This is a genomic window from Streptomyces sp. JNUCC 64 (assembly GCF_054484115.1).
This window is the reverse complement of record NZ_CM137015.1, coordinates 113,643-126,887: the sequence shown is the minus strand read 5'-3', so window position 1 is coordinate 126,887 and position 13,245 is coordinate 113,643. Positions and strand designations below refer to the sequence as shown.

Here is a 13,245-nt window from a genome sequence, read left to right as displayed (position 1 = left end):
CCCAGGCGGAATGGTCTCACCCCCGGAGGGGCTCCGCCTCTCCGCCCCGGTCCGCCTTCCGCTCCGGGGCGGCGTCCCCCGCCCGGCGCCGGCCGGAGCCGGTGGCACCGATGGCGAGGACCGCCCCGACGCACAGCAGACCCCCGCTGACCAGTGCCGTCGTCCCGGAGGTCGCCTCGGCGACCAGCCCGCCGCGCAGATTGCCGAGGTCGGGTCCCGCCTGACCCACGATCTGCTCGGCGGCGGTGACCCGGCCGAGCAGCTCCTTGGGGGTGTGCGTCTGGATGATCGTGCTCCGGGCCACCACGGCCACGGTGTCGGCGGCCCCCGCCAGGGCCAGGCACGCCAGCGCCGCCCAGGGGTGGGACACCGCGCCGAACAGCGCGAGGGCGACCCCCCAGACGGCGGATCCGGCGAGCATCACCGGACCGGGCCGGGACGAGCGGGTGAAGGTGCCGGAGAGGGCCGAGGCCACCACCCCGCCGACCGCCATGGCCGTGAGGAACAGTCCCAGGGTGCGGGGATCGCCCCCGAAGCGCTCCTCGTTGACCAGGGGGAACAGACTGACCGGCATGGCGAACAGGGTGGCGGCCAGATCGGTCAGCAGGGCTCCACGGATCGCGGGGGCGCGACTGAGGAAGGCCAGGCCGTCGAGGACGCCACGTACCCCGGGCCGCGCGGGTTCGCCTCCGGTGGTGAGCCGGGGCAGCCGGTGGACGGCGTACAGCGCGGCCGTGAAGGTCAGCACGTCGATCGTGTGACAGGCGCCGACCCCGGGTCCGGCGACCACCAGCCCGCCCAGCGCCGGGCCCGCCAGCGTGGCGCCCTGGAAGGAGACGCGGTGCAGGGCGATGCCCGCGGCCAGCTGTCCGGGCGGCAGCAGCAGCGGCAGGAAGGAACGCGCGGCGGGCCCGTTCCCGGCGACGAAGCAGGACTGCGCGGCGACCAGCACCAGGAGCCCGGCGGGCGGCAGCGGCGCCAGGAGGCCCTGGAGGGCCAGCAGGGCGGCGCACCCGGTCTGTCCGGCGGTCATCAGCAGGGAGAACCGCCGTCGGTCCACCCGGTCCACCAGCGCCCCGGCGAACAGCCCGAGCAGGACGAGCGGAAGCGCCTGTGCCAGACCGACCGCGCCCGTCCAGACGGGGCTGCCGGTGCTCTCCCAGACCTGGAACACCACCGCGACGAGGGCCATCTGGCCGCCCAGCGCGGACAGCGCCTGTCCGGCCCACAGCCGCCGGAACGGCGCGGACGACCGCAGGGGGGTGACGTCGAGCAGCGCGCGCCTGAGCCTCACCGTCCCCCTCCGTCGTCCGTCCGTGGTGCGTGCGCCCCGGGGGCGGCCGGTCGCGGACCGGTGGCGCCGTCGGGGCGCCGACACCTGCCCGTCCGGTCGCGGGTGCGCGGTGTACCGGTCACGGGTGCGCGGCGTTCCGCTCACCGGAACCTAGCGTTTTCCGCTCTCCCGTGCCAAGGTCATATTCCCCGCCTGGACGGACGGTCCGTACCGCCGGGTGCCGGGTGGGTCGTGTGCGGCGGATGAGACTTCTCTCAGCTCCCGTTCCCGGCTGGCGCGACGGGGTTATCGTCCCGGAGTCGCACCGTCCGCTGTCGTGGTGGAAGGGCTCCGCACGGTGCGTCCGCCCGCCGTCGTCATCTCGTGCCGTCGGCAGGTGCGTTGAGCAAAACCACTGTAAAGGTCCAGACCTATTGACCCCCCTGGTCTAGTCCTCTTATGGTCTGGCCACTGCGTCACCCCAGCTTCCACCGACGCACTCCCTCCGTTCTTCTCCGGCTCCCTGACATCCAGTCACGGGGTCGACGCGTCCACCCCAGACGCGCTTTGCGCAAGACCGTGACCCCCGTGGCCACGGACCCCCACCAGGAGGATCTGAACGTGCTGTCTTCCAAGCGGGCCAAACCGGCGATGTTCGCCGCCGGTGCGGTCGCGATCGGCGCCATGCTGGCCGGAACCCTCACTTCCGGTGTCTCGCAGGCCGCCTCCCAGGAGAACTGTCGCCCCGAGGGCCTCTACTCGACGCCCGGTGTGGACGTCCCCTACTGCTCGGTGTACGACACCGAGGGCCGCGAGAAGATGGGCGCGGACCACCAGCGCCGCATCATCGGCTACTTCGCCAACTGGCGTACCGGCAAGGACGGCAGGCCCGCCTTCCTCGCCAACCAGATTCCGTGGGACAAGATCACCCACATCAACTACGCCTTCGCCAGCATCGACGCCAACGACAAGATCAGCGTCGGCGCCGACGGGCCGGACAACGCGTCCACCGGGATGACCTGGCCGGGCGTCGCGGGTGCCGAGATGGACCCGTCGCTGCCCTACAAGGGTCACTTCAACCTGCTGAACAAGTACAAGAAGCTGCACCCGAACGTGAAGACGCTGGTCTCGGTCGGCGGTTGGACCGACACGGGCGGCTTCTACAAGACGGCCACCAACGCCGACGGTTCGGTCAACGAGGCGGGCATCAACACCTTCGCCGACTCGGCCGTCGACTTCATCAAGAAGTACGGGTTCAACGGCGTCGACATCGACTACGAGTACCCGACCTCGATGAAGGACGCGGGCAACCCGAGCGACTGGCCGGTGGCCAACGCCCGGCGCGCCGGGCTCATGAAGGGCTACGGCGTCCTCATGAAGGTCCTGCGCGAGAAGCTGGACCGCGCGGGCGCGGCGGACGGCAAGCACTACCTGCTGACCGTGGCGGCCCCCTCCTCCGGCTACCTGCTGCGCGGCATGGAGACCTTCCAGGTCCAGAAGTACCTGGACTACCTCAACATCATGTCGTACGACCTGCACGGCACCTGGAACGAGCACGTCGGTCCCCAGGCCGCCCTGTACGACGACGGCAAGGACTCCGAGCTGGCGTCCGCCAACATCTACGGCACCGCCCAGTACGGCGGCATCGGCTACCTGAACACCGACTGGGCCTACCACTACTTCCGTGGTTCCATGCCCGCCGGCCGGATCAACATCGGCCTGCCGTACTACACCCGTGGCTGGAAGAACGTCCAGGGCGGCACCGACGGGCTCTGGGGCAAGGCCGCGGCCACGTCCTGCCCGCCCGGTTCGGGTCTGACCAAGTGTGGTGACGGCGCCGTCGGCGTCGACAACATCTGGCACGACAAGGACACGGACGGCAAGGAGTCGCCCGCCGGGTTCAACCCGATGTGGCACGCCAAGAACCTGGAGAAGGGCATCGTCCCGGACTACCTCCCCAAGTTCGGACTCGCCGCCAACACCAAGCTCACCGGTACCTACGCCCGCAAGTACGACCGCACGCTGGTCGCGCCGTGGCTGTGGAACGCCGAGAAGAAGGTCTTCATCTCCACCGAGGACGAGGAGTCCATCGGCGCGAAGGCCGACTACGTGGTCGACAAGGGCCTCGGCGGCACGATGATCTGGGAGCTCGCGGGCGACTACGACTGGAACGCGGCGAAGGGCCAGTACGAGCCCGGCTCCACGCTGACGAACCTGCTCTACAACAAGTTCAAGGCCGCCAGCGGCTACGGCGCCAAGAAGTCGAACATCGCGATGCCCAACGAGGCCGTCAAGGTGGACGTGGACTTCGGCGGGTTCAAGCTGGGCGACCAGAACTACCCCCTCACCCCCAAGGTGAAGATCACCAACAACACCGCGGCGACCCTCCCGGGCGGCACCGAGTTCCAGTTCGACTACTCGACCTCCGCTCCGGGCAACGCCAAGGACCAGTCCGGCTTCAACACCTCGATCGTCCGCAGTGACCACACCGGCACCAACGTCGGCGGTCTCAAGGGCGACTTCCACCGGGTCGCCATGAAGATCCCGGCCTGGCAGTCGCTGGCCCCGGGCGCCTCGATCGAGCTGGACTTCACGTACTACCTGCCGGTCTCCACCCCGTCCAACTGGACCGTGAAGATCGGTGACAAGACCTACGGCATCGCGAGCGACCTGGCCCGCGGCGTCAAGGTCGTCGAGCCGGGCACCGGCACCACCGGCGGCACCACGACGGGTACCACCGGCACCACCGGTACTACGGGCACCACCGGCACGACTGGCACCACCGGCACGACCGGCACGACGGGTACCACCGGCACGACCGGTACCACGGGTACTACCGGCACGACTGGCACCACCGGTACGACCGGCAGCAGCGGTACCACCGGCGGCACCTGCACCGCGCCTCCGTGGAACCGTGACGCCTCCTACCCGGGCGGCACCACCGTCAGCCACAAGGGCAAGCAGTGGAAGTCCAAGTGGTGGACGCAGGGCGACGAGCCCGGCGCCGGCGGCCAGTGGGGCCCGTGGCAGGACCTCGGTCCCTGCTGATCCCCTGAGAGACCGCTGATCGACCGGACCCGGCGGCACGGACCCGTTCCGTGCCACCGGGCTCCGGCCTTTCCGCCCCCGGACGGCGGGGAGGGAGGGCGCACCCGCGCCCCCTCCCCGCCGTTCCGTCGTCTCCCGGTCCCGGTCCCGACCCGGTGAGGGGCGCGGGGGCCGTCCGGGACAGCGGCCGACCTGGCGCGCACGGGCCCGGGAAACCGGAAGAGCGCCCACGGGCCGCTCGGCGGTCCCTGGGCGCTCCGTGCGGCCGTCGTCGGTGCTCAGTCCTCGGCGCGGGGCCGTGGCCGGGGGATCAGATGCGGGGCGCCGGTCTGCGGATGCGGGATGACGTCGCAGGTCAGCCCGAAGACGTCGGCCACCAGATCGGGGGTGAGGATCTCCTGGGGAGCGCCCTGCGCGGCCACTTCGCCGTCCTTCAGGACGATCAGACGGGTGGCGTAGTGCGCGGCCTGGTTCAGATCGTGCAGCACCGCCGTCACGGCCCGGCCCCGGCGGTGCAACCGGGCGCACAGCTCCAGCAGGTCGTACTGGTGGGCCACGTCCAGATAGGTGGTGGGCTCGTCCAGCAGCACGTGCCGGGTGTCCTGGGCGAGGATCATCGCGATCCACGCCCGCTGGCGCTGCCCGCCGGACAGCGCCGCCGCCGGGGTGTCGGCCAGTTCGGTCAGCCCGGTGTGCCGCAGCGCGTCCTCGATGTGCCGGTCGTCGTCCGGCGTCCACTGCCGCAGCAGCGAGTGGTGCGGATGACGGCCCCGCTGGACGAGCGCCCGCACCGTGATCCCGGGCGGGGTCTGCGGGTTCTGCGGCAGCAGCGCGACCTGCCGGGCGAACCGCTTGCCGCGCAGCGCGTGGATGTCCGCGCCGTCCAGGGTGAGCGTCCCGGCCTGCGGCTTCAGGACCCGGGCGAACGCCTTCAGCAGCGTCGACTTCCCGGAGCCGTTGGGGCCGATGATCGCCGTCAGCCCGTCCGTCGGCAGATCCACGCTGACGCCCCGGACGACGGGACGGCCGTCGTAGGAGACCGTGAGGTCGCGGGCCGACAGACCCGGTACGGCGGACCGGTCCGGTCCGGCGGCGGACGCGGCGGACTTGGTGGTCATAGCGTGCCCTTTTTCCATTCGCGGATGAGCAGATAGCCGAGGTAGACCCCGCCGAGGGCCATCGTGTAGATGCCCACCGGCAGGTCGTCGGTGAGCGGCATGTGCTGGGCGGCGAGATCCGCGAGGACCAGCAGCACCGCGCCCGTGACCGCGGAGACCGTGAGCCGGGGACCCGGCGCGGGCGCCAGCCGCCGCGCGATCTGCGGCGCCGTCAGCGCGATGAACGCGATGGGCCCCGCGACGGTCACCGCGCCCGCGGCCAGCACGGTCGACAGCACCGTCGCGACCGTGCGCAGCCGCCGGGGGTCAGCGCCGAGCGCGGTGGACAACTCGTCGCCCATCTCCCCGACGGTCAGCCCGCGCGAGATCAGCAGGGCCAGCGGGAGCACCACCAGCAGCAGCGTCCAGACGGTCCCGGCGTCGCTCCAGGTCCGGGTCGCGAGGGAGCCGTTGAGGTAGGCGGTCAGCATCGCCGCCTGGTCCCGCTCCACCGCGTACACGACGTACTGGGTGAGGGCCGCCGTCAGCGCGGCGACGCCGATGCCCGCCACCACCAGACGGCCCGGATCGCGGAAGCCCGTCCCCGTCGCCACGTACACCACGGCCATCGCGGCCATCGCGCCGACCAGCGCGCCCACCGACACCGGGAACCCGGGCGAGAGCAGCGCCACCATCGCGGCCCCGGCCCCCGCGCCGCCGCTCAGCCCGATCACGTCGGGGCTGCCCAGCGGATTGCGGGTCACCGACTGGAACAGCGCGCCCGCCACGGCGAACGCGGCCCCGGCGCCGATCGCGGTCACCAGCCGGGGCCCGCGCAGCCGGTTGACGATCAGCCGGTCCATGCCCTCGGCGCCCCCGGTGACCACCCGGGGCAGGTCCGCCGGGGCGATGCCCAGCCGTCCCAGCACGAGGGTGGCCGCGGCCGCCCCGGTGAGCAGCACCAGCAGGGCCACCGTCACCAGCACGGCCCGGCCGTCGACGGGCAGCGCCACGGCCCGTCCGATCCGCAGCAGCGCGGCCGGACGCGGTCCGGCCGCGCCCGGCGCGGGGGAGTCCGGCACGGTAAGGGTCTTCATCGTCCATCCCTCGTCGGCCGCGCGGCGGGCCGGTGGGCCCGCGCGGTGTGGTCGCCGGGCCCCTGCGGCACCCGGACCCCTGCGGTGGCGCCGTGCGGCGCGCGGCCGTTCACAGCGGATGCCTGGTCCGGCGCAGGGTGAGCAGCAGCGCGGGCGCCCCCACGAACGCGGTGACGACGCCGACCATCAGCTCCTGGGGCCGCAGCAGCACCCGGCCGACGACGTCGGCGGTCAGCAGCAGCACCGGGCCCACCAGCGCGGCGAGCGCGATCTGCCAGCGGTGGTCCGCGCCGACGAGGGCCCGCACCACGTGCGGCACGGCGAGCCCCACGAACGCGATCGGACCGGCGGCCGCGGTCGCCGCCGAGGCCAGCAGCACCGCCGCGCCCCAGCCGAGCGCCCGGGTCAGCGCCGGGTTGGCACCCAGCGAGGTGGCCGACTCGTCGCCGAGGGCCAGCGCGTTGAGCGCGGGCGCGACCAGCACCGCGAGCAGCAGTCCGGCCGCCGCGAACGGCAGCACCGACCACAGCACGTCGAAGTCCCGCCCCCCAAGCGCCCCGACGACCCAATACCGGTAGTTGTCGAAGATCCGGGGGCGGCTGAGCGTCACGGCCTGGATGTACGCCATCAGCACGGCCGTGAGCACCGCGCCCGCGAGCACCAGCCGCACCGTGCTGGACGAGGCCCCGCTGAACCCGATGAGGTGCACCAGCAGCCCGGCGACCAGCGCCCCGGGCAGCGCCCACCACATCGCGGCGGTGGAACCGGTGGCGCCGAGGAAGGCGGTCGCGGTGACCACCCCGGCGGCGGCCCCGGTGTTGACGCCGAGCAGCCCCGGATCCGCCAGCGGATTGCGGGTGATGCCCTGCATCAGCGTGCCGCACACCGCGAGGGCGGCCCCGGCGAGGACGCCCAGCAGGGTGCGCGGGTAGCGGCTCTCGACGACGGCCGTCAGATGGGCGTCGGCGTCACCGGACAGCACGTCGAGGACGTCGCCCGCGCTGGTGCTCATGCTGCCGAACATCACGCTGGCGAGGGCCGTCGCCACCAGCAGCAGCGCGGCCCCCGTCAGACAGAGCGCCAGCCGCGGGGCGCCCGCGCGCGGCGTGGCGCGGCGCGCGGGCGGGCTCACGGTGGTCGTCATCCGGGACGGTCCTACTTGCCGGACTTCTCGATGGCCTCGTCGATCAGCGGCAGGTACCGCTCGATGCTCCAGGGCACGGTCAGCGGGTTGATCATCGAGGAGGCGGTGACGAACGGGTTGTCCTTGCCCGAGACGACCGCGCCCTTCTTGACGGCGGGGATCGCCTTGTACAGCTTCTGCGCCTCGATCTCCTTGCGGTTCTTCTCGTCGGAGTAGAACGTGAAGATCAGGTCGCTCTTGCCGAGCTTGTGGCCGTTCTCCAGGCCGATCAGTGAGGAGTCGGTGCCCTCGATCTCCTTGAAGGTGTCCGCGACCGGGTCGGCCTTCAGTCCGAGCGAGGAGACCACGGCGACCCGCTGCTCCTGGGTGCGGAACACCCCGAGGGTGCCGGGACCGGTGTTGTAGATGTACGAGAAGGTGTGCTTCTTGTACTCGGGACGGCTCTCGGCGGCCTTGGCGAAGGTCTTCTCGATCTCGTCGATCAGGACCTCGCTCCGCTCGGGCTTGCCGAGCGCCTTGGCGACGATCTCTATCTGCTCGTCCCAGTTGGTGCTCCACGCCTTGCCCGGGTAGGCGACGGTCGGCGCGATGTCCTTGAGGACGTCGTACTGCTTCTGCGTCACCCCGGACCAGGGGGCGAGGATGACGTCGGGCTCCAGCTCCGCGATGGCCTCGATGTCGAGGTTCTCACCGCCGGTGAACTGCTTGGGGAGCTTCTCGCCCTTCTTGGTCACCGCCTCGTGGATCCACGGCATGTAGCCGGTCTTGTCGCTGCCCCACTCGTACCGCTCGATGCCGACCGGGGTGTGGCCCAGCGCGATGGCGGTCTCCGTCGAGCCGTGGCCGAGGGTGACGACCCGCTTCGGCTGCTCGGTGATCTTCGCGGTGCCCAGCGCGTTCTTGATGCTGACCGGGAAGGCACCCTTGCCCTCGGCGGCGCCCGAGGACTTCTTCTTCTCCTCCTCGGCACCGCAGCCCGTGAGGGCGAGGAGGAGGGCGGCGGCCGGGACGACGGCGAGCGCCCGCAGGCCCGGACGGGCGGAGGTGAACGGCATGGGGTGTCCTCTTGTCGGATGGCACGGCTCAGCCACGGGCACGCCACGGCAGACGTGTCCGACAGGAGGGCCGGTGAACTAAGGGGACCCTAAGTCCTTGGCGGGGGAACATCAAATCCGGCCAGCCTTTGCCCGGAATGCGGACACCTGCGGGCGTTCGCGTTCCCCGCCCGGGCCGGGGAGTCCGGTGCGGCGCGACCGCCGACGGAAGCGGCACGGACACCAGGGAGAAGACCGTGCCGCCCGGGCCCCGTGGCGGACCACCGGCCCGGGCGGCACGGCCCCCGGTCACACCACCGCGCCCGTCCGGTCGCGGTCCCGGGCCCGGGGCCTCGGCCGGGACTCCGCAGCCCCCCGCCCGGGCCACCGGGCCTGGAAGGACACGGCGAGCGGCAGCGCCGTGAACACCGTCGACCCGATCCCGATGAGCACCCCCGCCAGCAGCGCCACGGAGAAGTCCGCCAGCGAGTCCCCGCCGAGCACGGCCAGCGCGACCAGCACGAACAGCGCCCCCATCCCGGTGTTCACCGTCCGGGGCAGCGTCTGCGCCACCGCCCGGTCGGCCAGCTCCGGCCAGGCCCCGCGCGGCGACCCGCGCCGCAGCTCCCGCAGCCGGTCCAGGACCACCACGGTGTCGTTGACGGAGTACCCGACCACGGTCAGCAGCGCGGCCAGGAAGACGCTGTCCACCGGCTTGCCCAGCCAGGCGAACAACCCGATCACCAGCAGCACGTCCTGCGTCATCGCGACCACCGCCGCCACCGCGAACGTCCAGCGGAACCGCACCGCCAGATAGGCGAGTTGCGCGGCCACGGCGACCGCCAGCGCGATCAGCGCGTGGGTGCGCAGCTCACTGCCGAGACTCGGACCGATCAGATCGTCGCGCACCACGTCCGCGCCGCCGCCCACACCGGCCAGCGCCTCGCGCACCCGCACCTGCTCGTCGTCGGTCAACTCCGCGGTGCGCACCGTGATGTCGCCGTCCCCGGACTCCTGGACCACCGCGCGCGGGAACCCGGCGTCCGCGACCGCCGCCCGGGCCGTGTCCGCGTCGACGGCCCGCTCGGTGCTGTACTGCGTCAGCCGTCCACCGGTGAACTCGACGCCGAACTCCAGCCCCCGCGCGCCGATCCCGGCGAGCGCCACCAGCAGCAGCCCCCCGCAGATCCCCAGCCAGCGGCGGCGGTGGCGCATCAGCCGGGGCGGACGCTTCTCCAGCCGGGACCGCACCCGGCCCTTCAGCGTCATCCCCGTCCAGCCGGGGCGCCGCCGCACCGCGCCCCGGCGCAGCGCCCAGTCCGCGAACAGCCGGGTGATGAGCATCGCCGACACCAGCGAGGCCAGCACCCCGATGGCCAGGGTCACCCCGAAGCCCTTCACCGGCCCGGTCGCGAAGACGAACAGCAGCCCCGCCGCCAGCAGCGTGGTGACGTGCGAGTCGGCGACCGCGCTCCACGCCTTCTCGAAGCCGATCCGCAGCGGACGCCGCAGGTCCCCGGTCCGGGCCGTGGGCCGCAGATACTCCTCCCGGGCCCGTTCGAAGACCAGCACGTTCGCGTCCACCGCGATGCCGATGGCGAGGACGAACCCGGCCAGCCCCGGCAGGGTCAGCGTGGCGCCGAGGGTCACCACCGCCGCGTACGAGATGAGCCCGTACAGCCCCAGGGCGAGGGTCGCGAGCAGTCCCAGCAGCCGGTAGACGACCGTGATGAACACGCCCGTGCACACCAGTCCGATGACGGCGGCCAGCGCACTGGCCCGGATCGCGTCCGCGCCGAGCGTCGGACCGACCGTGCTCTGCTCCACCGTGGTCACCGGGACGGGCAGCGCCCCGCCCTTCACCAGCGCCGCCAGGTCCCGCGCCTCGTCGGCCCCGAACCCGCCGGTGATCTGCGCCGTGCCGCCGGTGATCCCCGCCCCGCAGGGCACCGAGCGGTCCATGTCCGGCGCCGACACGATCGCGTCGTCCAGCACGATGGCGACCCGTCGCGCGGGGTCACCGGCCGCCTGGCACGCCGCCTGACCGGTGATCCGGGCCCAGTCCTCGCCCGCGCGGTCGTGGAAGGACAGCCCGACCGTCCACCCCCGGGCGCCCTGGGTGTCCAGCGCGGGCTCGGCGTCCTTGACGCCCGCCCCGGTGAGCGCGGTCGGACCGAGCCGCAGGAAGGAGCCGGGGGCGTCCGGGTCGGGCAGGGTCCGGGACCCGTCCTTCCCCGCCGCGCCGGACGCCTTGTCGGCCGCCCCGGTGACGGGGTGGAAGGTGAGCTGCGCGGTCCGCCCGATGACCTCGGCGGCCTCCCGGGGGTCCTGGACCCCGGGCAGTTCGACGACGATCCGGCGCTCGCCGGAGCGCGCCAGCGAGGGCTCCGCGACGCCGAGCGCGTCCACCCGCTGGCGCAGCACCTCCAGGGCGCGGTCGGTGGCGGCGGAGTCCGCCTTCACCGTGGGGGAGTCCCGGGTCTCCAGCACGATCCGGGTGCCGCCCCGCAGGTCCAGCCCCAGCCGGGGCTCGGTGGTGAGGGCGGCGAGCAGGGACAGGGCGACCACGGCGAGCGCCGCCAGCGCCCGCCAGAGGGTGGCGCGCGAGCGCCGGGCAGGGGAACGAGATGTCATGAAGGCTCCACGGGCCGTCGCGCGGGCACCCGGGGGCGCCCGCGGACACGCAGGACACGTACGGCGCGCCGACGCGCCGTACGCGGGGACGGAGGACGCCTCCCCCCTGGTCCCGGGCAGCCCGGGGACCGGGGCGGCGGACGCCTCAGACGTCGACCGCTCCGGAGGCCGGGGGCGCGCGGGTGCTGCGCGGGCCGGACGGCGGGGGCGGCGGACCCCGCTCCCGCCGGACGTCCACGACCCCGCCCCGGGGCAGCGCCACCTCGTGGGCGGGGGCGGCGGCACCCGTGGGCGAGGGCGGCGGCGGGACCGGACGCCCGCTCTGCTCGCCCGCCGCCGCGAACGCCACGGCGGTGACGGGCTCCTGCGGCGACGGCGTGTGGACGAGGACCGGGCCCGGCCAGTCGGTGGTGCGCGCGGTGGCCCGGGGATCGACGGACGGAGCCGTCTCCCGGGGCGCGGCGGTGGAGAGGACGGCGGGCGGCTGACCGCTCCCGTCCCAGGTGGCGCCCGCGGCGGGCGCGGCGCCGACCAGGAGCAGCAGCATCCCCCACAGCCACCCGTGGAGGAGGCGGAAGGAGCCGTGTGCCGTCGGCCGTGACCGCTGCCGCACGCTGCCCTCCCTCCCCGTCCGTGGTGTCCCGGAGTTCCCGGTGGCCCGGCCACCGGCCGGGCGCCGCGCGAACGGCCGTTCGCCTCCGCGCGTCGCCCCAGCTTAGGCCCTGGTGACGCGCCCCGGACGACGGTGCGGCGAAAGATCCCGAGCCGGAGCGGAGGGGCGGCTCCGACGGACGCCCTCGTCCCGCCCGGCTGGCCCGTGTGGGTGACGGGCACCACACCCGGCCCCGGGGAACAGCTGTACGGCGGTCGGCGCTGACCGACCACGGTCGGTCAGCGCACCGGTCGGGGGCTCCGCTCCGGGTGCGCGGAAGGACCACCGCGCGGCTGCCGGGGCCGTGCGCGGCCCGTCGGCGCCGGTGTGGAAGGAAGCGGGGGTGAAGCCGCCGTTGCCGCATGAGATGGACGGCGAGGGCGGCGGGCGGGAGCGGGTATCAGGAGCCGATCGGATCATCCGTGACGGGCAGGCACTCGGCGAGCAGGGCGACGATGTCACGCCAGGCCCGCCGCGCGTGCCGTGGGTGGTGGCCGACGCCGGGGAGCACGGTGTGGTCGACCGGTGGGTGGTGGAAGGCGTGCAGGGCCCCTCCGTAGACCACAAGGCGCCAGTCGACGCCCGCGTCCCGCATCTCCGCGGTGAACGCCTCCCGCTGCGCGGGCGGCATGATCGGGTCTTCCGACCCGACCCCGGCCCATACCGGGCAGCGAATGCGCGCCGCCTCGCCCGGCCGTCCCGTGGTCAGCGCGTTGACCGTCCCGATCGCGCGCAGGTCGACGCCGTCGCGGCCGAGTTCCAGCGCGATCGCGCCCCCGGTGCCGTAGCCGATGGCGGCGGTCCGGTCGGGGTCGGCCCGTGGCTCGGCGCGCAACACGTCGAGCGCGGCGTGACCGATTCCCCGCAGGCGGTCGGGATCGGCGAGCAGCGGCAGACAACGGGCCAGCATCTCCTCCGGGTCCTCCAGATAGCGTCCGCCGTGGAGGTCGAAGGCCAGCGCCACGTACCCCAGCTCGGCCAGGGCCTCGGCCCGCCGCCGCTCGACGTCGCTGAGCCCCACCCCCTCCGGCCCGATCAGGACCGCAGGGCGGCGCCCGGCCCCGGCCGGGAGCGCGAGGTGTCCGGTCATCGTCAGTCCGTCGGCCGGGTATTCGACCGTACGCGTGGTCACCGTCGTCATACGACTGGACGGTAACGACCGGCGCGCCCGCTCGGGACGGTGTTCACCGACGGCAGACAGCGGCTCGTCCCGACGGCACCACCCGGACGCGTCCGGCGCGTCACCCCGTTCCCCGCCCGTTGCCA

9 protein-coding genes are annotated in these 13,245 nt (G+C 73.5%); 1 reads left to right on the top strand and 8 read right to left on the bottom strand.

Annotated elements, in window-relative coordinates:
- Positions 1 to 16: 16 nt before the first annotated feature.
- A complete protein-coding gene (locus tag ACVWNX_RS00485; protein WP_454411824.1) occupies positions 17 to 1,294 on the bottom strand; it encodes an MFS transporter in 1,278 nt (425 codons plus the stop codon).
- A 630-nt stretch (positions 1,295 to 1,924) separates the two neighbouring features.
- Between ACVWNX_RS00485 and ACVWNX_RS00480 the strand changes: the two genes are divergently transcribed.
- A complete protein-coding gene (locus ACVWNX_RS00480; protein ID WP_454415027.1) occupies positions 1,925 to 4,321 on the top strand; it encodes a chitinase C-terminal domain-containing protein in 2,397 nt (798 codons plus the stop codon).
- Positions 4,322 to 4,599: 278 nt separating this feature from the next.
- Here the strand turns inward: ACVWNX_RS00480 and ACVWNX_RS00475 are convergent, their stop codons facing one another.
- From ACVWNX_RS00475 to ACVWNX_RS00445, 7 genes are all read right to left on the bottom strand, one after another.
- Entirely contained in the window at positions 4,600 to 5,439 is an 840-nt protein-coding gene (locus ACVWNX_RS00475) for an ABC transporter ATP-binding protein (protein WP_454411823.1), read from the bottom strand.
- Positions 5,436 to 6,515: a FecCD family ABC transporter permease gene (locus ACVWNX_RS00470; RefSeq protein WP_454411822.1), complete on the bottom strand. Its 1,080-nt coding sequence runs from the start codon at positions 6,513 to 6,515 to the stop codon at positions 5,436 to 5,438. Before ACVWNX_RS00470 ends, ACVWNX_RS00475 begins: the two co-directional genes overlap by 4 nt.
- 109 nt (positions 6,516 to 6,624) lie before the next feature.
- Complete coding sequence (locus ACVWNX_RS00465) at positions 6,625 to 7,659, bottom strand: FecCD family ABC transporter permease (protein WP_454411821.1); 1,035 nt, start codon at positions 7,657 to 7,659, stop codon at positions 6,625 to 6,627.
- Positions 7,660 to 7,670: 11 nt separating this feature from the next.
- Positions 7,671 to 8,714: an iron-siderophore ABC transporter substrate-binding protein gene (locus tag ACVWNX_RS00460; RefSeq protein WP_454411820.1), complete on the bottom strand. Its 1,044-nt coding sequence runs from the start codon at positions 8,712 to 8,714 to the stop codon at positions 7,671 to 7,673.
- A gap of 288 nt (positions 8,715 to 9,002) precedes the next feature.
- Positions 9,003 to 11,327 (bottom strand): protein translocase subunit SecD, encoded by a 2,325-nt coding sequence (gene secD / locus ACVWNX_RS00455; protein WP_454411819.1) that lies wholly within the window; start codon positions 11,325 to 11,327, stop codon positions 9,003 to 9,005.
- A 145-nt stretch (positions 11,328 to 11,472) separates the two neighbouring features.
- Positions 11,473 to 11,940, bottom strand: a complete 468-nt coding sequence (locus ACVWNX_RS00450; RefSeq protein ID WP_454411818.1) for a hypothetical protein — start codon at positions 11,938 to 11,940, stop codon at positions 11,473 to 11,475.
- Between the two features lie 439 nt (positions 11,941 to 12,379).
- Positions 12,380 to 13,120: a dienelactone hydrolase family protein gene (locus ACVWNX_RS00445; RefSeq protein WP_454411817.1), complete on the bottom strand. Its 741-nt coding sequence runs from the start codon at positions 13,118 to 13,120 to the stop codon at positions 12,380 to 12,382.
- Positions 13,121 to 13,245 lie beyond the last annotated feature (125 nt).

Bases quoted from the DNA above. Each gene is read 5' to 3' on its own strand.
- ACVWNX_RS00480 (WP_454415027.1), top strand. From the start codon at position 1,925: ATGTTCGCCGCCGGTGCGGTCGCGATCGGCGCCATGCTGGCCGGAACC.
- ACVWNX_RS00475 (WP_454411823.1), bottom strand. From the start codon at position 5,439: ATGACCACCAAGTCCGCCGCGTCCGCCGCCGGACCGGACCGGTCCGCC.
- ACVWNX_RS00470 (WP_454411822.1), bottom strand. From the start codon at position 6,515: ATGAAGACCCTTACCGTGCCGGACTCCCCCGCGCCGGGCGCGGCCGGA.
- ACVWNX_RS00465 (WP_454411821.1), bottom strand. From the start codon at position 7,659: ATGACGACCACCGTGAGCCCGCCCGCGCGCCGCGCCACGCCGCGCGCG.
- ACVWNX_RS00460 (WP_454411820.1), bottom strand. From the start codon at position 8,714: ATGCCGTTCACCTCCGCCCGTCCGGGCCTGCGGGCGCTCGCCGTCGTC.
- secD (WP_454411819.1), bottom strand. From the start codon at position 11,327: ATGACATCTCGTTCCCCTGCCCGGCGCTCGCGCGCCACCCTCTGGCGG.
- ACVWNX_RS00445 (WP_454411817.1), bottom strand. From the start codon at position 13,120: ATGACGACGGTGACCACGCGTACGGTCGAATACCCGGCCGACGGACTG.